The sequence below is a fragment of the Rhizobium sp. BK289 genome (assembly GCF_014193575.1).
GTDB classification, from domain to species: domain Bacteria; phylum Pseudomonadota; class Alphaproteobacteria; order Rhizobiales; family Rhizobiaceae; genus Rhizobium; species Rhizobium tropici_C.
On the sequence record NZ_JACHZO010000006.1, the window covers coordinates 66,428 to 84,723 of the forward strand.

Genomic DNA, 18,296 nt, shown 5'->3' on the forward strand with positions numbered 1-18,296 from the left:
AAAAATGACCAAGCCACGCGGCAGACAGCTCCTGCCGCGTGGCCTGCTATTTGCCGATGAGGCGCAGCATCGCCTTCGCTTGCGAGGCGGCTGCGAGTTTTCCGTTCTCGTCGAGATAGCCTGTTCCGCAGAAGCGGTTGAGATTTGCGACATCCATGCTGTCAGGCAGAGCATGTTGTGATTCGGCAATGACCATGCGCCAAGCGCAGCCGAGCATCTTGTCGGGCTGGATCGCCTCGTCGCAGCCGGTGCTCAGGCACAGGGCGACATGCTTCTGCGCGCGATACTCGCCTGCGATGGCTTCCTCATAATCGGCCTTCCAGCTGTCGCGTGTGTGTTCGCAGCGGCCGGGATTGTCGCTTTGGCTGCATTGCACCGTCTTGTCGACATAGGTTTGCGCCGGCGGCCATAGCGGGCCGTCGACCAGGCTGACGCAGCCGCACGCAAACAAGGTGGCCGACAGCAGGCGCAATTGATTCTCCTTCGATGAAGCCGCCAGAACGGTAGAGCGATCGTAAAGATGTGCAAGATCAAAGCGGTCTTGCCAATAATAACGCTGAGACGACGCCTCTTGTTTGCTCACGGCAGGGTGTGGCGTGACCTTCCTGCAACCCTCGTGATCTTCCGGCGTCAGCGACACGCTGCGACGCAAGCTCAGCTTGTAGGCATCATGGCCACCCGCTAATGATCTGCCTCGACGGGGCAGGGGATTTCATCGTGACGGCGGGGGAACAGCAGCAATATAGGTTGGGTGTGGCTTATGTCGCGCTCTCGGCGCTTGCCTGGTCGACATCGGGCCTTTTCGTGCGGGCGATCCATGCCGATCTCATGACCATTCTGTTCTGCCGCGGCATCGTCTCCGGCCTCGGCGTTTTTGCGCTCTTCTTCTATATCGAGCGCCGCAACGCTTTTCGCATCCTGCGCTCCATGGGTGGTCCTTCGCTGGCGGCGACAATCTTTTCCACCGCATCCATGATCAGCGGCATTGGCTCGATCTATTATACGTCGGTCGCCGATGCCATGGTCATCTATGCGACCGTGCCCTTCGTCACCGCGGGTGTCGCTTTTCTCTTCATCCGCGAACGTCCCAACATGAGGACGCTGATTGCCAGTGGCGTTGCCTTCATCGGCGTGCTCGTCATGCTTTCCGGCCATGTGAGCGATGCCGGCAGCTGGCTCGGCAAGGGGCTGGCCGCGATGATGACGCTGACCGTCGCCTGCCTTGCCGTCGTCATGCGGCAGCATCGCAATGTGCCGATGCTGCCGGCCATGGCGCTTTCCGCCTGGCTGTGCTCTTTCATCACCTTCTGGTTTGCCTCGCCGCTTTCGATCTCCGGACAGGATCTCGGGCTGATCATCGCCTTCGGCATCATCCAGAATGCGATGGGTCTCAGTCTCTATACATTCGGCTCGCGGCTGGTTCCGGCCTCGGATGCCGCCCTGCTGACAGCGCTCGAAGTGCCTCTGACGCCGCTCTGGGTCTGGATGGTCTTTGCCGAGCGTCCGTCGACGGCAACGCTCATCGGCGGGCCGATTGTGCTTGCAGCACTTTTCGGACATATCTTGTTGGAAGTGCGCCGAAATCGGGCTGATATTTCAGCGCAAGCGCATTGAACGGCTTGTCGGCATACAATCAAAATGCTGAAATCGGTCCGGTCCACTAGGAGTCGGTATCGATGAAAAAGGTATTCAATCCCCCATCCGTCCGCCGCCCTTTCGGCAATTACAATCACGGCCTGCTGGTGCCGCCGGGCGCCAGCCTGCTGGTCACGTCCGGCCAGCTCGGCATCGGTATCGACGATCGCATTCCGCCTGATGTTACCGGCCAGGCCGAACTGTGTTTTAAAGCGATCGGTGCTATCCTCGAGGAGGCCGGCATGGGGTTTGCCGACGTCATCCGTATCGGCGGCTTCGTGACCACGCGCGAGGATTTTCCCGCCTATATGGCCGTGCGCGATCGCTATGTCCAAAATCCTGCACCGGTCTCCACGCTGCTGATCGTCGGCGGGTTTACACGGTCCGAGTTTCTGGTCGAGGTCGAGGTCACGGCGGCGAAGGTGATGTGATGACGACCGGTCATGCCGAGCATTCGGCCGATCCGTCGATGCCCCGCATTCTGGGCCTTTACGAGACACATCTGACGGTTGCCGATCTTCAGCGCTCAATCGCTTTCTATCGCGACGTCCTGAAGCTGGAGCTTGCAACCGTCATCGAGAGCAGGAATGTCGCCTTCCTGTGGATCGACGATAAACGCATGGGCATGCTCGGCCTGTGGGAAACCGGCAGCTCCCCTCTCAAGATGCGCCTTCATATCGCGTTCAGAACCTCTCTTGCCGATGTACTCGGCTCCGCTGCTGCATTGAAGGCTTATGGCGTCCAGCCGAAGGGTTTTAATGGCGAGCCGCTCGATGAGCCGGTCGTTGGCGGTTGGGTGCCGGCCGTGTCGCAATATTTTTCGGATCCCGACGGGCATTCGATCGAATTCATCCATGTGCTCGATGAGGCGGCGGATCCGGATTTCGGCGTAAAGCCCTACTCGCAGTGGCTATCGCGGCCAAAGCCGGCAGCTTGACCGGTCCGGCCGAACCTCCCTTTCAACCGGCTTTCCGTCGGCATGTTTATGGTCTAAGCGAAGAGGAAACGAACTATGCCTCCGATACGGTCACTTCCGGGCCGCGCAGAGGATAGAAGACGAATATGACCCAGAATATCTACGACGATCCGGCCTTCTTTGAGGGCTATAGCCGCCTGCAGCGCTCAATCGACGGGCCGAATGGCCCGCCATCCGTGCCTTGATGCCTGACATGAAGGGCCTCGACGTCGCCGATCTCGGCTGCGGTTTCGGGTGGTTCTGCCGGTGGGCTGTCGGGCAGGGGGCCGCCAGCGTGCTGGGCCTCGACGTTTCCGAGAAGATGCTGGCGCGGGCTCGCGCCGAGACGGCGGATGCATGCATTCGCTATGACCGGGCCGATCTGGAGAAACTTCAGCTTCCCGAGGCAACCTTCGATCTCGTCTATAGTTCCCTGGCCTTCCACTATATCGAAGGCTTTGCACGCCTTCTGGCGACGATCCGTCAAGCGCTGAAGCCGGGCGGTCGGCTAATCTTTTCGATCGAGCATCCGATCTATATGGCGCCACGGCGGCCGGAATGGCTAGATGATGCCGAGGGTCACAAGGTCTGGCCGCTCAGCGCCTATCAGATCGAGGGGCCGCGGGTGACGAACTGGCTCGCCGAAGGCGTCGTCAAGCAGCATCGGACGATGGGCACGACATTGAACCTATTGATCAAATCGGGCTTCGCCATTGCGCATGTCGAGGAATGGTCGCCGAGCGACGAGGAGCTCGCCGTCCATCCGGATTGGGCAATCGAGCGCGAGCGGCCGATGTTTCTTCTGATTTCCACCCGAACCTGAAACCTGCTTCGGAATATCCTCACAGCTTCGGTTCCTGCCTTGGTTATTTTCCTTTGTTTATAGATTTTATGGGGAACTAATTGCTCGCGAAGAGCCGCTTCCGTAAAATGTCGTTTCTTGAGGCGCATCGATCCTCCAGATAGTGTGGGTTATCCGGCGCGAGTTAGGGGACTGTGGGAATGAACATGAAAACCTCCGTGGCAATCGAGAGGGCGGTGCCCGTCGCCGATCCAGATATTGCGCGCGCCGATTTTCGTAACGCCATGGCACGGATGGCGGCAGCCGTGAACATCGTCACGACCGATGGTCCAGCCGGGCTTGCCGGCTTTGCGGCGACTGCGGTTTGCAGTGTCACCGACAGTCCTCCGACCTTGCTCGTCTGCCTGAACCGCGGCGCTTCCGTTCATCCCGCCGTCACGCAAAATGGCGTGCTCTGCGTTAACGTATTGTCGGAAGCGCATGAAGATCTGTCGCGTCTCTTCGGTGGCAAGACCCCGGTCGCCGAGCGTTTCGCAGCCGCTTCCTGGTCGGAATTGTCCACCGGTGCGCCGGTGCTCGAAGATGCTCTCGTGTCGTTCGATTGCCGGATTGTGCGTCGGGCCGATGGCGGCACGCATGACATTCTGTTCTGCGAGGTCGATGCCATCCGCCAGCGCGATGGCGGACAGGGACTCATCTATTTCGACCGGGCCTATCATTCCGCCGGTCAGGCCGAGTAAGCCGGCCTTCTCATCGCTTCACGCCAGAAAGTCTTCGATGGCTTTCATAACGAGGCTAGGGCGTTCGCGATGCGGCGAATGTCCGGTGTCCGGCAGGATATGGAGCGACCCACGTCCGGCCGCAATCCGGCGTGGATGGGCCTCGGAACCATACTCGTCACGGTCACCGTGAATGGCAAGCACCGGGCAATGTAGCTTTTCAAGCGCAGGGTCGAGGCTCCACTCGGCGCGTTCGGGAGCAAGCCAGGTGTCGATCCATGCGCGCAGCACCCAATCGGTCTTGCTGCCGTGATATCTCGCAAGCCGGGCGAAGGTCTCGGTCGATCTGAATTCCTGCTGCGCGCTCCTGATGCCCTGCAGGGTTCTCTCCTCCACGAAAGCCTGAGCGGCGATGGTGATCACGGCCCGGCAGCGTTCGCCAAAGCGTGCTCCCGTTTCAACTGCCATGCCGCCGCCCACGCTATGCCCACAGGCGACGAACTCCTGGATGGAGAACTGCTCGCATAGCAGCGGCACAGCCTGCCCGGCCTCCAGGGCCATGAAGTTCTGCTGCAAAACGTCCGTGCGGGCATCGGATCGACCGAAGCCCAACCGATCATAGGCGATCACCTGACGGCCGAGGGAATGAGCGAGCTGCTCCGGGAAATCTCTCCAGAGCGTGATGCATCCAAGGGAATCGTGAAAGAGGATGATCGGCGGCAGGGAGGTCCCGGCATCCGGTGTCCACGATTTTGCATAGAGGCGCCCGGCGCCGCTCTCGATCCAATGTTCCGTTTCGACGATGCCTGTCATTTTGCTCAATAGTTTTCCTGATACCACTCGACGAAGCGCCGCACGCCTTCTTCGACTTCGATCTGCGGCTTGAAGCCTGTCAGCGCTATCAAGAGGTCCGGCACGGCATAGGTGTTGTGGACGTCTCCGGGCTGCATGGGCAGCATCTTGCGGATCGCCTTCTTGCCGAGCATCGTCTCGATGGTTTCGACGAAACTCATCAGGCCGACGGGCTGGCCGCCGCCGATATTGACGACGCGGAAGGGAGCGTTCTTCGACAGGGTGTCGATGACCGCATCCGATACCACGCGGTTTTCCTCCGACGGCACGACGCCGATGAGACGCACGATGCCTTCGACGAGATCGTCGATATAGGTGAAATCGCGGCTCATCTTGCCTTCGCCGTAGATCTCGATCGGCCTGTCGTTCTTGATGGCATCGACGAACTTGAAGAGCGCCATGTCCGGACGGCCCCAGGGGCCATAGACCGTGAAGAAGCGGAAGGCTGTCGTGGGCACACGGAAGAGATGGGCGTAGCTATGTGCCATCAGCTCCATGCTCTTCTTGGTCGCCGCATAGATCGTCATCTGTTCGTCGGCCTTGTCGCTTTCGGCAAAGGGGATCTTTTCGTTGGCGCCATAGACTGACGAGGTGGAGGCAAGCAGCAGGTGCTTCGGCTGCAGGTTTCTTGCCAATTCCAGGATGTTGAACGAACCGACGAGATTGGAATCGACGTAGGAACGCGGATTTTCGAGGCTGTAGCGGACGCCTGCCTGCGCGGCGAGATGGACGATCACATCCGGCTCGGCGAGTTCGGCGGCGTGATCCAGCGCCGCCTTGTCCTCCAGCATGCCGGTGACGGCTTTGAAACCGTTGGAGCGTGCGAGGATGGCGGTTCGCTTCTCCTTGAGCCTAACGTCGTAATAGGGCGTCATGCCGTCGAAACCGACCACGAAATGCCCCTCGTCGAGCAGGCGTCTGGCGAGGTGGAATCCGATAAAGCCGGCGGTGCCGGTGATGAGATAGCGCATTGATCGGCCTTTGCTTAAAGCATTTCCAGGAAAAGTGCGTAGCGGTTTTCCGTTCGGAATGCGTAAACGCTCTAAAGTGTGGCGTCGTTCGAGGGTCTGCCGACGCTAGTATAGGCAAAGCCGTGCTTTGTGACCTCGTCATGGCGATAGATGTTTCTGAGGTCGACGAGGACCGGAGCCTTCATGACGGATTTGAGCCGGGCGAAATCCAGTGCGCGGAACTGGTTCCATTCCGTCACGATGACAAGCGCGTCGGCATCGCGTGCGGCGCTGTAGGCATCGTCCGCATAGGTGATGTTGTCGATCACCAGGCGGGCATTCTCCATGCCCTCTGGATCGTAGCCGGTCACCGTGGCGCCGGCATCCTGCAGTGTCTGGATGATCGAGATCGACGGGCTGTCTCGCATGTCGTCGGTATTCGGCTTGAAGGTCAGGCCGAGCACCGCAATCGCCTTGCCCCTGATATCGCCGCCCATGGCCGCGATCACCTTGCGGCCCATGGCGCGCTTGCGGTTGTCGTTGATCGACACGGTCGTTTCGATCAGGCGCACGGGGCTGTCGTAATCCTGCGCCGTCTTGGCGAGCGCCAGCGTATCCTTCGGGAAGCAGGAGCCGCCGTAGCCTGGGCCGGCATGCAGGAATTTCGGGCCGATACGGCCGTCAAGCCCGATGCCGCGGGAGACTTCCTGCACATTAGCGCCGACCTTCTCGCAGAGATCGGCCATCTCGTTGATGAAGGTGATCTTCATAGCGAGGAAGGCATTGGCGGCGTATTTGATCAGTTCCGATGTGCGGCGGGAGGTAAAGAGCAACGGTGCCTGGTTGAGGTAGAGAGGCCGGTAGACTTCGGTCATGACGCCGCGGGCGCGCTCGTCGTTGAGGCCGATGACGATGCGGTCCGGTCGTTTGAAATCCTCGATCGCGGCACCCTCGCGCAGGAATTCCGGATTGGAGACGATGGCGACGTCGGCTTGCGGATTGGTTTCGCGTACGATGCGTTCGACCTCGTCGCCAGTGCCGACCGGTACGGTCGATTTGGTGACGATGACGGTGAAGCCTTTGACATGCTCGGCAATTTCGCGGGCGGCAGCATAAACGTAAGAGAGATCGGCATGGCCGTCGCCGCGCCTTGAAGGTGTTCCGACCGCGATGAAGACGACGTCGCTGTCGGCGACGCTGGTTTCGACGTCCGTGGTGAAGGAGAGGCGGCCGGCGCGGACATTGTCCGCAACGAGCTGCTCCAGGCCCGGTTCGAAGATCGGTATTTCGCCTCGCCGCAGTGCCTCGATCTTGCTTGCGTCCTTATCGACGCAAATGACGTCGTGGCCGAAGTCGGCAAAGCAGACGCCGGACACCAGTCCCACATAACCCGAGCCGATCATCGTGATGCGCATGAAACTTCATTCCTTTTGCTGGCGCCGGATCCCACGAGAAAGCACGAAACCGGCATTGGCGATTGAATGTGCTTATACACAGGATCGCGAGGGACGCCTATATGCGACGACCCTGCCGGAGTAATTGCAATAGAAGTGTCACAAAAGGCGGTTTGTCTTGCTGTGGTTCCACTGGCGTTGTTCTTTGTGCTCGGCGTGAAACGAAGCCTTTGTATTTCCAGCTTATCATTGCTGTCGCTTGTGATTGGCATCATGTTGCCGCATGATGAATTGGGCGCAATCGTTCCGTGGGGAGCGGCTGTATAATGGGCGGTTCGGGACTATTGCATGAAGTCGACTTTTGCCGTGCGTACAATGCGGGCTGGTGAGCTGGAGCTTGCTCTGGAATGGGCTCGGCAAGAGGGATGGAACCCCGGGGTCGATGATGCTCCCGCCTTTTGGGAAGCAGATCCATCCGGCTTTCTGGTCGGTGCGGTCGGAGAGGTGCCTGTCGGCTGCATCTCCGTCGTTCGATACGGCGAGGCTTTCGCGTTTCTCGGTCTTTACATTCTTCATCCGGAGCTTCGCGGCAGAGGATACGGCAAGCAGCTCTGGAACAAGGGCATGATGCTTGCGGGCAATCGCACGGTCGGATTGGACGGCGTCGTCGCGCAACAGGAAAATTATCGCCGCCACGGCTTCGAGACCGCGTACCGGACCCTGCGCTACGGCGGCATCCCAAAGGTGCCCGATGTGGAGGAGCAGCAGGCAAGGCAGGTGGTGCCGGTAATCGACGGCAAGCTTGACGGATTGGTGCACTACGATGCGGAAATCTTCCCCGGTCTGCGCCACTCCTTCATTCGTGCGTGGTGCGGTGCTCCGGAGAGGCGCGCATCCTTCATCGTGGGTGGCGGCAGCAGGGTTCGCGGCTATGGCACGATCCGGCGCTGTTTCGAAGGCTACAAGATCGGCCCGCTGTTCGCCAATAAGCCGGACGTGGCACTTGCCTTGCTGAGCAGGCTGCTTGCAAAGGCCAAGGGCGCGCCGGTCTATCTGGATGTGCCGGCGGAGAATGCTCACGCCATCAAGCTTGCGGAAGATTGCGGCCTGTCGCCGGTTTTCGAAACGGCTCGCATGTATCGCGGCAAGGCGCCGGAAATACCTCTCGATCGCGTTTTTGGCGTGACCACGCTCGAGCTCGGTTAGCCACAATCTTCTAGTGCTAACCGGGAGCGGGAGCCGCCGATCTTCGATGGAAGAATAATCACGGCATCGGAGTATAACCGGTGCGACGGTCTTGGCAGAGCCCGAATATTTCCATGTCGTCGCGCGCAAGTCCGGTCTTTTATGAGGAGGGGCAGTCAGCTGGATGAGGGTTATTGGCGGGGTGCGCCCAGCCGCTGGCCGGGAAAATTCCTGTTGGAGGGGCTGATTCGTCATGCAAAAAGCCGAATCTCCTGAGACAACAGGGTCGCTTTCCCAAAAACAAAGCTTTATAGATGCGCGGGTTTGAGCAAGGCGCGCGGCTGCGCGCAGGAAGCGGGAATGGATAAATGACGAACGTTGTAGTGATCGGCTCGCAATGGGGCGACGAAGGCAAAGGCAAGATTGTCGACTGGCTTTCGGAACGCGCCGATGTGATTGTGCGCTTTCAGGGCGGTCATAATGCCGGTCATACGCTTGTTGTCGACGGTGTCAGTTACAAGCTGGCGCTGCTGCCCTCCGGGCTGGTGCGCGGCAAGCTCAGCGTCATCGGCAATGGCGTCGTCGTCGATCCCCACCATTTCGTCGCCGAGGTGGAAAAGCTACGCGCCCAGGGCGTCGCGGTGACCCCCGATGTGCTGCGCATTGCCGAGAACGCACCGCTGATCCTGTCGCTGCACCGTGATCTCGACGCCATGCGCGAAGATGCTGCCTCCAACAGCGGCACGAAGATCGGCACGACCCGTCGCGGTATCGGCCCCGCCTATGAAGACAAGGTCGGCCGCCGGGCCATCCGCGTCGGCGATCTTGCCGAGCCGGAAACGCTGCCGGCCAAGATCGACCGGCTTCTGACCCATCACAATGCGCTGCGCCGCGGCATGGGCGTCGACGAGATCTCCTTCGATGCCCTGCACGATGAGCTCAGCTCCGTTGCAGAGCATATTCTTCCCTATATCGATCAGGTCTGGCGGCTGCTCGACGAGCAGCGCAAGGCCGGCGCCCGCATTCTTTTCGAAGGCGCCCAGGGCGCGCTGCTGGATAACGACCACGGCACCTATCCTTTCGTGACCTCGTCCAATACGGTCGCCGGACAGGCAGCGGCCGGTTCCGGCCTTGGCCCGACGGCGCTCGGCTACGTGCTCGGCATCACCAAGGCCTATACGACGCGCGTCGGCGAGGGACCGTTCCCCTGCGAACTGCATGACGAGATCGGCCAGCATCTATCGACCGTCGGCCGCGAAGTCGGCGTCAACACCGGCCGTCCGCGCCGCTGCGGCTGGTTCGATGCCGTGCTGGTGCGCCAGACGGTGAAGACTTCGGGCATCACCGGTATCGCGCTTACCAAGCTCGACGTTCTGGACGGCCTCGACGAGCTGAAGATCTGCGTCGGCTATACGCTCGACGGCAAGGAAATCGACTACCTGCCGGCAAGCCAGGCGGCGCAGGCTCGCGTCGAGCCGATCTACATCACGCTCGAAGGCTGGAAGGAATCAACCGTCGGTGCGCGCAAATGGGCCGATCTGCCGGCGCAGGCGATCAAGTATGTCCGCCAGGTGGAAGAGCTGATCGGGGCTCCGGTAGCACTGCTTTCGACCAGTCCGGAGCGCGAGGACACCATACTTGTGACTGACCCCTTTGAGGGCTAAAGTCGCGTATCTATGACGAATCCCGGCCCGGCTGCCCGCCGGGCATCATGAGAAAGTACTGATGGCGGATTTTGTAGCAGTTATTCGACGGGCCGTTGACGGCCTGGCCGAAAATACTCCCGAAATGCGGGTCAAGGTTTATGATCGAGCTCGCGGTGCCGTGCAGCGGCAGCTCGAGAGCATGAAGCCGCGCCCCCCCGAGGAAATGCTGCGCCGTCAGCTCGACAAGCTCGAGGCCGCAATCGTCGAGGTCGAGGCCGAGCATGCCGAGGCCCTTCCCGGAGCGGAGGAACCGATCGCGGAAGCGCCCGAGGTGCAAGAGCCTGCGGTGCACGAGGATGTCGCGCCCGAGCCTGTTCACGAGCAACATCCGGCTGAGGACGTCCATGCCGAAGCGGATGTGGAAGAGCCTGCAGCGGCTCCGGCCGAGGCTCATGCCCATGAGGAACCGGACGTTGCCCCGCCGGCCCACGAAGAACCTGTCCGTGAGGAGCCCGCTCACGAAGAGCCTGCTTCGTATGTGGAGCAGGACCATGCACATGAGCATCAGGTAGCCGAGGAATGGAGCGAGCCGCATCGTGAAGAGGAACTCCATGTTCCTGCTGCTGAACATGCCGGCGCCGAGCACCATGCCGAGATAGATGAGGCGCCGGCGGTCGAGCCGGTTTATCAGGACGAGCCGCAACATCACGTGGAGGAAGCGCCGGCGGTTGCCGTTGAGCCTGTCCAGGCCGCGCCCGACCAACGCGCGCAATATACGCCGGTCGACGACGTCATAAGCCAGGTCGAGCAGATCTGGGCCGAGGTGGATGCGCCGACTCGTCATTCCGCGCCCGAGCCGGTCATGCCGGCCGCAGCTTTCGCGGAGACGCCGTTCGGCCATCCCGTCGAGGCATCCGAGACCGCAAAGGCGCCGGCCATCAACAAGGGCTTCGTCTGGGATGCCGATGTCTTCGAGGAATTGCAGTCTTCGTCTACCGCTGCCAAGCCGGTCCAGCAGATGCCGGAAAACGCCTTTGACGACGTCGATCTCTTTGCGGATGTGCATTCTCCCAGCAAGACGGCGCCTGATGCCGATGCTGCCAGCGATGGCTGGCGCGAACTCAAGGAGCTTGCCGGCTTCGATAAGCGCGCGGAAGACGAGCGCGGTGGTGGCTCCTCCGGTCCGCCTGATCTCGACCAGGGCATGGCGGCAAAACTGCAGGGCCGCAGTTTCCGCATGGAGCCGAAGCGCCGTCGGCTCAACATTACCGGCATTATCGTCACGCTTGTGGGACTTGCGGTCGTTGGAGGCGGTGGCTATGCGGCCTGGCTGAACCGTGATGCGCTCAACAACATGGTGACGAAACTCGTCAGCTCGGCAACGAAGAATGGGGCAACGCCACCTGCGGCTGATACGGCAGGCAACAATGCACCGAAGAACGGTAACGCTTCCGCCCCCGCCCAGCAGCAGGCGGCCGCGCCGCAGCCGAACAATCCGGCGAGCCAGCAGCCGTCGGGTGTGGGCAATACGGATGTTGCCGCGGTGACCAGCGACCCGAATACGGTCAACACGAAGTTCACGCAGCGTCTTCTGGCCAATGGCACGGAAGAGGATCAAGGGCCTGCCCCCACCGGTCAGCCGGGTGTCGTCGAGGGCAAGTCCGTTGCGCAGCAGAATGTCGCTTCCGCCGCACCCTCCGCGACGGCGACGCCGCCGGCGAACAATGCTGCTGCCGCGCAGACCCAGGCACCTGCGACTACCGCGCCGAACCCATCCGCTTCCGCGGACCAGCAGACACCCCCGGCCAGCCAGCAACAGCAGGCACCTGCCAACCAGCCGCCGCCTGTGACGCAGCAGACGGCGACGGCTACCAACGGGCAGAAGGTTTTCCTTTATGAGGAGCGCCTTGGTCAAACGTCGCCATCCGCCTTCCAGGGCACGGTCACCTGGTCCGTTCAGGAAGGCAAGGGGGCCGATGGCCGGCCGGAGCCTTCAGTACAGGGTCTTATCACCGTTCCGGATCGCGGCCTGACCGCTACCATCACCGTTTCGCGAAATTCGGATTCCTCGCTTCCGGCGAGCCATCTGATCGAGCTGGCGTTCCAGGTTCCCCCGACTTTCGAAGGCGGAGCGATCGATAATGTCCAGCGTGTGGCGTTGAAGGCGACCGAGCAGGATCGTGGCGATGCGTTGATCGCGGTGCCGGCCAAGGTGACCGATGATGTCTATATGGTCGCGCTCAACGATTTCCCCGATGCGCGCAAGACCAATCTCGATCTCTTGAAGAGCCGTAACTGGATCGATATTCCGGTCGTCTATCGCAACGGCCGGCGCGCCCTGCTGACGATGGAAAAAGGCCCGACCGGCACCGATGCCTTCAACAAGGCGATTTCGGAATGGCAGGCACTTGGCGGTGTCGCCTCGAACGGTCAGTAAGGCTTTCTGAAATCGATGGATATGCAAAAGGCGGGCTTGCGCAGCCCGCCTTTTGATTTTCACCTATAGAGAAATCTATCCGAAGACAGGCTTCAGGCCGTCGCTTCAACGACGCGAAGCGCCTTGGCGCGTTCCAGCGCATCCTTCTGAACGGCTTCCTGGACCTTTTCGAAGGCACGAACTTCGATCTGGCGGACACGTTCGCGGCTAATGTCGAATTCAGACGAGAGATCCTCCAACGTCACCGGCTCATCGGCGAGGCGGCGTGCCTCGAAGATGCGGCGTTCGCGATCGTTCAGCACGCCCATGGCGCGCGCCAGCATGCGGCGGCGCGTGTCGAGCTCGTCCTGTTCGATCAGCACGTCTTCCTGGCTGTCGTGATCATCGACGAGCCAATCCTGCCACTGGCCGGAATCGCCCTCGGAAGCCTTGATCGGGGCGTTCAACGAAGCGTCGCCGGAAAGGCGGCGGTTCATCGAAACGACTTCCTCTTCCGAGACGTTCAGCTTGGTGGCGATCTCGGCCACGTGTTCCGGCTTCAGATCGCCATCGTCGATAGCCTGGATACGGCCCTTCAGCCGGCGCAGGTTAAAGAACAGGCGCTTCTGGTTAGCCGTCGTGCCCATCTTCACCAGCGACCAGGAGCGCAGGATATATTCCTGGATCGAAGCCTTGATCCACCACATGGCGTAGGTGGCTAAGCGGAAGCCGCGTTCCGGGTCGAACTTCTTCACGGCCTGCATCAGGCCGACATTGCCTTCCGACACGACTTCGCCGATCGGCAAGCCATAGCCGCGATAGCCCATGGCGATCTTCGCCACGAGGCGCAGATGGCTGGTGACGAGCTTATGCGCGGCCTGACGGTCGGCATGTTCCGCATAGCGCTTGGCGAGCATGTACTCTTCCTGCGGTTCCAGCATCGGGAACTTGCGGATTTCATCGAGATAGCGATTGAGGCCGGCTTCTCCGGCAGCAATAGACGGTAAGGTATTACGGGCCATGATTTTGCACCCTCCTATTCGAGATTTGGTTCCTCCTGGGGGCGTATTTTGCGCGCCTTCTTCGAAGCGGACCAAGGCGTACGGGTCCGAGGACCCCGCACTGAACCAATGTAAAGATAAGTACGGCGAAATGGTGATTCAAGGATGTGGTCACGCAAGTGTTATTGCAGCGTGACCGCCGGTCCCGCCGTGACTTCGCCCTTGGGTTTATCCTCCCGAATGCTCCGGCAACAGGCAACTCGGTCACATAGACCTCGAAAACGCGGTCGCATTTTCGATAGACACAAGCGCTCGGACTTCGGTCCTCCATATCTGGCATTATAGGGCGGCAGGCCGTGAACGTCCAGCCGCTCGCTCCGGAGACGAACTCCTAGCCCCTGAGAGCTTCAACCAGTTCTTCCATATCCCCAGGCAGTGGCGCCTCGAAATGCATGACCTCGCCGGTACGGGGATGCTCGAATTGCAGCATGTAGGCATGCAGGGCCTGGCGGGTGAAGCGGTTGACGACCTGCTTTGCGGTCTCCGGCAGAAGATTGGCCTTGGTCTTGAAACCACCGCCGTAGACGGCGTCGCCAAGCAGGGGGTGACCGATATGCGCCATGTGCACGCGGATCTGGTGGGTGCGGCCGGTTTCCAGATGGCAATCGATCAGCGAGGCGAGTGCAGTCGAGTCCGGCGTCTCGTGAAAGCGCTCCAGCACCTCGTAATGCGTGATGGCCTCATCGGCCTCCTGTGAATCCGGACGCTTGACGGCTCGGCGGGTGCGGTCGCTGCTCGACCGGCCGAGGGGCGCATCGATGGTGCCGACAAGCTGGCGGGGGCGCCCCCAGACGATGGCCTGATAGGCACGCTCCAGCGAAGTCGTCCTGCCATGATCGGCAAATTGCAGCGACAGATGCCGGTGGGCGATATCGTTTTTGGCGACGACCATCACGCCAGTCGTATCCTTGTCCAGCCGATGCACGATCCCTGGACGGCGAACGCCCCCGATGCCGGAAAGGCTGCTGCCGCAATGATGGATCAGTGCATTGACCAGCGTGCCGGTCCAATTGCCGGCGGCGGGATGAACGACCAGCCCGGCGGGCTTGGAGATGACAATGACATCGTCGTCCTCGTAGAGCACGTCCAGCGGAATATCCTCGCCCAGCGGCGTCGGGTCTTCCGGCTCGGGCAGGGTGATCTCGTAGACGTCGCCGAGGCGAACCTTGCGCTTGGCGTCGGTCACCGGCGCGCCGTTGAGCGTAACGGCGCCGTCCTTGATCAGCGCCTGCACGCGGCTGCGGGAAAATTCCTCGCCGATCTCGGCCGTCAGCCATGAATCCAGCCGTCCTTCGGCATTTTCATCGACGGTTAGGACTTTTCTAATGCCCGCGGCTTCTTTAAAGGGGTCGCTCAAATCTATTCTCCGGCGCTCAAAGCGCTCTTCAGGAAGCAAGGACGCATCGATGACGAATCTCGAGCCAGACGATCAAGAGGAAAAACCCCTCGATCCGGCCCTGGAGAAAGTCCGACGCAAGATGATCCGCCTGCAGATCGTCTCTGCGGCCGTCATGGTGGTGAGCCTTATGGCTGTCTTCGGTGCGGTTGTCTACAAGACGATGAAGCCAGCGGCCAAGCCCGCAGGGCAGGCGGCGTCCGGCATTCCGTCCGATGCCCCGGTTGCGGTGACGGCACTGCTGCCGGCGGGCTTTACGGTGCAGTCCACGGCGCTGTCGGGCAACCAGATCCTGTTCTACGGCACGCTTGCCGGCGGCCAGCGCCAAGCCATCGTCTTCGACTACGGTATCGGTCGCATCGTGGCGACCGTATCGCTGTCCAACTGACGGCCTGACGATGGCGAGTGAGCGGCTCATCGAGATCACGCATCCCGACGATCCGCGTATCGCCGAATTCCGCAATATCCGCGAGCGCGATCTGACAGGTCGCGAGAACCGCTTTGTTGCGGAAGGCACTGTCGTGCTGCGGCTTCTTGCCAGCGCTCATTCGGCGGGTGGCGATTTCACCGCCGAAAAGGTGCTGCTCCTCAAGAACCGCGTTGCCGGCCTAAGCGACATCATCGACACCTTCCCGTCGGATGTCCCGATCTATGTCGCCGAAGCCGAGGTGCTCGACGGCATTGTCGGTTTCCATCTCCATCGCGGTGTTCTGGCAATTGGACGCAGAACGGTGGAAGACGGGATGAGCGGCCTTCTCGATCGCCTCCCGAAGCACGCGCTCGTGCTCGTCGGCTGCGGCATTTCCAATCACGACAATATGGGTTCGATGTTCCGCAATGCGGCAGCCTTCGGCGCGGCTGCGGTACTGCTCGACGAGAGCTGCTGCGATCCGCTCTATCGCAAGGCGCTGCGGGTTTCGGTCGGTTCGATCCTGACCGTGCCCTACCGCCGGCAATCGTGCAGCGTGGAGCTGCTTGCGGCGCTGGCCGAGCATGGCTTTGCGATCTGGAGCCTCTCGCCGCGCGGGGCGGTCGATATTCGCGACGTCACGGCTTCGGAGCGCATGGCGCTTGTCGTCGGCACGGAAGGGGACGGTTTGCCGGAGAGTATCCTGTCCGCCTTCGACAGCGTGCGCATTCCGCAGGCGCCGGGGCTGGACAGTCTCAACGTCGCGACGGCCAGCGGCATCGCACTTTACGAGATGGCAGCGAAGCACGGCCGCATCTGAACGGGGCGGTCAGGGATGCTTCGGCAGCATGGCCGCGACGCGATCGGCAAGGCTGAGGCGCGCACCCGGCTCGGCGGGTTCTCTATCCTTCGGCAGGAGATCGAAGATCGGAGAGCTATCGCCCTCCTTCAGCGCCGTCAGCGCCACCATATTGGCAGCGATCTTCGCGATCTCCTCGCGCATGGCGTCGTCATGCGCGGGCGAGCGGGTCTTTGCCAAACGGTCCGAAAGAGCCGTAGCCCGGTTGCGGACCTCTTCCGTCATTTCGGCGATCTCGTCTTCCACTGTCCGTTCCGGTTCTGCCATTTGCGGCGGTTCTGCAGATTTTGCCTGATCATCGGCGGTCGCGATCACCGCGGCGGCTGAAAGTTTCGGCGTTCTTGCCGGCTTTTTCGGTGGCGTTAGACCGGCGGCGCGCAACGCCTTGCCGGCCTCCTTGGATTCCCTGACGGCGGTTTCGAGCCGCTCCCTCAGTCGGATGACATCCTGAGCCTGCCGCTCGATCGCGGTTTCCTTGTCGGCGCTGCCGGCGATCTCGCGATTGAGGCGCTCCTCGAGCCGCTTGTTCTTGTCGCTTTCCTGCCGCAGCGCCTGTGCGGCATCCGCAGCGCGCAGGTTTGCCGCGCTCAGCTCCTGGCGCAGCGTATCACGCTCGTCCCGCAATGTATTGATGCGCAGCTTCAGGCTTTCGATTTCGGTTTCGCGCGTTGCGAGATCGATCTTGAGATTGTCCGTGTCGGCGGCCATCTTCGTCATCCGCTTGCGCAACCCGTCGATATCGGCTTCTTTTTCGGCACTGGCCTGCTCGGCAGCATGGATGCCCGATTTGAGCTGGCTGATATAGCTCTCCTCTTGCCTCAGGCGGGAGCGCAGTTCACCCGCTTCCGCTTCCAGATCGTCGATGCGTGTCTGCAGCTCCGCGTTTCCGGCGGAGAGGCGGCTCGCTTCCTGCTGAAGCTTGCCATTATGGATCTGCAGGGCAACGGTCTTGTCGCGCTCCTGGCTCAGGGCGTGTTCGGTTCTGGCGTTTTCGGCCGCAAAGAGGGCGCGCGCCATATCCTTCTGCGCGCGCACTTCCTGAGGGCTCAGCGGCATGGTCGCCTTCAGGCGCTTTTCGGTGAACCAGACGATGCGGCTATGGATTGCCGGCGCGGTGAGAAAGACCAGAAGAGCGGCCGTCAGAAAGCCCAATCCGAACAAGAGAGCAAATTGAATCACGACGCGGCCAGTATCCTGGAGTTATGTTCGATCTCGATAAAATGATTAATCATGGGTTAGCCATGCGGGCAAGCGTTTAACGCGGATATGGTTTATCGGCACGAGGACGAATTTACGGAAAGAAAAGGCCCGCGATTTGCGCGGGCCAAGGCTGGGCGCCTGGGAGACCATATGAGGCCCGGGATCAGAAAGGATTCCAGGTCGGGCTGGACGTAACCTTCAGATAGCCGAGGTTGACGCCAAGGCGGGCGCCAAGGCCAGTGCGGATCGGCACGAGGACGATGTTGTTGTTCTTCAGCACGGTCATGCCGAAGCCGGCAACCACGAAAGCCTGGCCGCTGACGCCGCCAAAGCGCGTATAGACGCTGTCAATGCTCGGCAGGTCGTAGACCAGCATCATGACCCGGGTGCCCTGGCCGCCATAATCGAAACCGAGCGACGGACCCTGCCAGTAGAGCGGATGCTCGCCGGCGTTCTTGGTGTTGAGCTGGCCCTCGCCGTAGGTCAGGCCGGCGAGGAACGCCCCAGAACCCTCCTGGCCGAGAATATAGCCATTCGGCAAGCCATATTGCTGGAAGGCCCGCTCGACCACCTTGGCGAGGCCGCCGCTGGTGGAACCGAAGAAAGAATGGCCGGCATCGACGATTTCCTGCGCCGAATACTGATTGGTGGGCGCGGCAGAAGCCTGGCGGACCGGCAAGGCGAAGCTCACGAATGCGACAATGGCCAGGATCAGGCCGAGGCCGAGCGTCCTGGTGCCGGGGCTTGGCATTCTCTTGAGGAGTTCATAGCGCATGAAAGTCATCCGTTCATCATGGTCGGTGCAACGGGGACGAAT

18 protein-coding genes and 1 pseudogene are annotated in these 18,296 nt (G+C 61.2%); 10 read left to right on the forward strand and 9 right to left on the reverse strand.

What is annotated here, in order from left to right:
• Window positions 1–46 precede the first annotated feature (46 nt).
• Window positions 47–472: a hypothetical protein gene (locus FHT84_RS13155; protein WP_183762872.1), complete on the reverse strand. Its 426-nt coding sequence runs from the start codon at window positions 470–472 to the stop codon at window positions 47–49.
• Window positions 473–717: 245 nt separating this feature from the next.
• Here FHT84_RS13155 and FHT84_RS13160 point away from each other — a divergent pair, with 245 nt between their 5' ends.
• The 5 genes and pseudogenes from FHT84_RS13160 to rutF all read left to right on the forward strand — a co-directional run bounded on the left by FHT84_RS13160 (window position 718) and on the right by rutF (window position 4,132).
• On the forward strand, window positions 718–1,614 hold the full coding sequence (locus FHT84_RS13160) for a DMT family transporter (protein ID WP_183762875.1): 897 nt from the start codon (window positions 718–720) through the stop codon (window positions 1,612–1,614).
• 62 nt (window positions 1,615–1,676) lie between these two features.
• A complete protein-coding gene (locus tag FHT84_RS13165) occupies window positions 1,677–2,066 on the forward strand; it encodes a RidA family protein (RefSeq protein WP_183762878.1) in 390 nt (129 codons plus the stop codon).
• A complete protein-coding gene (locus FHT84_RS13170) occupies window positions 2,066–2,572 on the forward strand; it encodes a VOC family protein (RefSeq protein ID WP_183762881.1) in 507 nt (168 codons plus the stop codon). Before FHT84_RS13165 ends, FHT84_RS13170 begins: the two co-directional genes overlap by 1 nt.
• 125 nt (window positions 2,573–2,697) lie before the next feature.
• A pseudogene (locus FHT84_RS13175) lies at window positions 2,698–3,413 on the forward strand (class I SAM-dependent methyltransferase).
• 179 nt (window positions 3,414–3,592) lie between these two features.
• Complete coding sequence (gene rutF / locus FHT84_RS13180; RefSeq protein ID WP_181592280.1) at window positions 3,593–4,132, forward strand: NADH-dependent FMN reductase RutF; 540 nt, start codon at window positions 3,593–3,595, stop codon at window positions 4,130–4,132.
• Window positions 4,133–4,150: 18 nt separating this feature from the next.
• Here rutF and FHT84_RS13185 read toward each other — a convergent pair whose 3' ends face one another.
• The 3 genes from FHT84_RS13185 to FHT84_RS13195 form a co-directional block, all read right to left on the reverse strand.
• Complete coding sequence (locus FHT84_RS13185) at window positions 4,151–4,924, reverse strand: alpha/beta hydrolase (RefSeq protein WP_183762950.1); 774 nt, start codon at window positions 4,922–4,924, stop codon at window positions 4,151–4,153.
• A gap of 5 nt (window positions 4,925–4,929) precedes the next feature.
• The gene (locus tag FHT84_RS13190; RefSeq protein WP_183762884.1) at window positions 4,930–5,934 is read right to left on the reverse strand and encodes an NAD-dependent epimerase; all 1,005 of its coding nucleotides are present in this window, start codon (window positions 5,932–5,934) and stop codon (window positions 4,930–4,932) included.
• A 71-nt stretch (window positions 5,935–6,005) separates the two neighbouring features.
• On the reverse strand, window positions 6,006–7,328 hold the full coding sequence (locus FHT84_RS13195; RefSeq protein WP_112340472.1) for a UDP-glucose/GDP-mannose dehydrogenase family protein: 1,323 nt from the start codon (window positions 7,326–7,328) through the stop codon (window positions 6,006–6,008).
• Between the two features lie 327 nt (window positions 7,329–7,655).
• On the opposite strand from FHT84_RS13195, the gene FHT84_RS13200 reads away from it, so the two are divergent.
• Both FHT84_RS13200 and FHT84_RS13205 read left to right on the forward strand, forming a co-directional pair.
• On the forward strand, window positions 7,656–8,513 hold the full coding sequence (locus FHT84_RS13200) for a GNAT family N-acetyltransferase (protein ID WP_183762887.1): 858 nt from the start codon (window positions 7,656–7,658) through the stop codon (window positions 8,511–8,513).
• A gap of 347 nt (window positions 8,514–8,860) precedes the next feature.
• Window positions 8,861–10,156 carry an adenylosuccinate synthase gene (locus FHT84_RS13205; RefSeq protein WP_183762890.1) on the forward strand — a complete coding sequence of 432 codons (1,296 nt, stop codon included), beginning with the start codon at window positions 8,861–8,863 and terminating at the stop codon, window positions 10,154–10,156.
• 10 nt (window positions 10,157–10,166) lie between these two features.
• Here FHT84_RS13205 and FHT84_RS31435 read toward each other — a convergent pair whose 3' ends face one another.
• Entirely contained in the window at window positions 10,167–11,039 is an 873-nt protein-coding gene (locus FHT84_RS31435) for a hypothetical protein (protein WP_246698535.1), read from the reverse strand.
• Between FHT84_RS31435 and FHT84_RS13210 the strand changes: the two genes are divergently transcribed.
• Window positions 11,001–12,575 (forward strand): hypothetical protein, encoded by a 1,575-nt coding sequence (locus FHT84_RS13210; RefSeq protein ID WP_246698536.1) that lies wholly within the window; start codon window positions 11,001–11,003, stop codon window positions 12,573–12,575. The genes FHT84_RS31435 and FHT84_RS13210 overlap by 39 nt on opposite strands.
• A gap of 92 nt (window positions 12,576–12,667) precedes the next feature.
• On the opposite strand, the gene rpoH is transcribed toward FHT84_RS13210, so the two are convergent.
• On the reverse strand, window positions 12,668–13,576 hold the full coding sequence (rpoH, locus tag FHT84_RS13215; RefSeq protein WP_112340468.1) for an RNA polymerase sigma factor RpoH: 909 nt from the start codon (window positions 13,574–13,576) through the stop codon (window positions 12,668–12,670).
• A gap of 370 nt (window positions 13,577–13,946) precedes the next feature.
• Window positions 13,947–14,972 (reverse strand): RluA family pseudouridine synthase, encoded by a 1,026-nt coding sequence (locus FHT84_RS13220; protein WP_183762896.1) that lies wholly within the window; start codon window positions 14,970–14,972, stop codon window positions 13,947–13,949.
• 49 nt (window positions 14,973–15,021) lie between these two features.
• Here FHT84_RS13220 and FHT84_RS13225 point away from each other — a divergent pair, with 49 nt between their 5' ends.
• Window positions 15,022–15,399 carry a hypothetical protein gene (locus tag FHT84_RS13225; protein WP_112340466.1) on the forward strand — a complete coding sequence of 126 codons (378 nt, stop codon included), beginning with the start codon at window positions 15,022–15,024 and terminating at the stop codon, window positions 15,397–15,399.
• A gap of 10 nt (window positions 15,400–15,409) precedes the next feature.
• Complete coding sequence (locus FHT84_RS13230; protein ID WP_183762898.1) at window positions 15,410–16,240, forward strand: RNA methyltransferase; 831 nt, start codon at window positions 15,410–15,412, stop codon at window positions 16,238–16,240.
• A 9-nt stretch (window positions 16,241–16,249) separates the two neighbouring features.
• Here FHT84_RS13230 and FHT84_RS13235 read toward each other — a convergent pair whose 3' ends face one another.
• The gene (locus FHT84_RS13235) at window positions 16,250–17,458 is read right to left on the reverse strand and encodes a hypothetical protein (RefSeq protein ID WP_183762901.1); all 1,209 of its coding nucleotides are present in this window, start codon (window positions 17,456–17,458) and stop codon (window positions 16,250–16,252) included.
• Between the two features lie 184 nt (window positions 17,459–17,642).
• Entirely contained in the window at window positions 17,643–18,254 is a 612-nt protein-coding gene (locus FHT84_RS13240) for an EipA family protein (protein WP_112340568.1), read from the reverse strand.
• Between the last annotated feature and the right edge of the window lie 42 nt (window positions 18,255–18,296).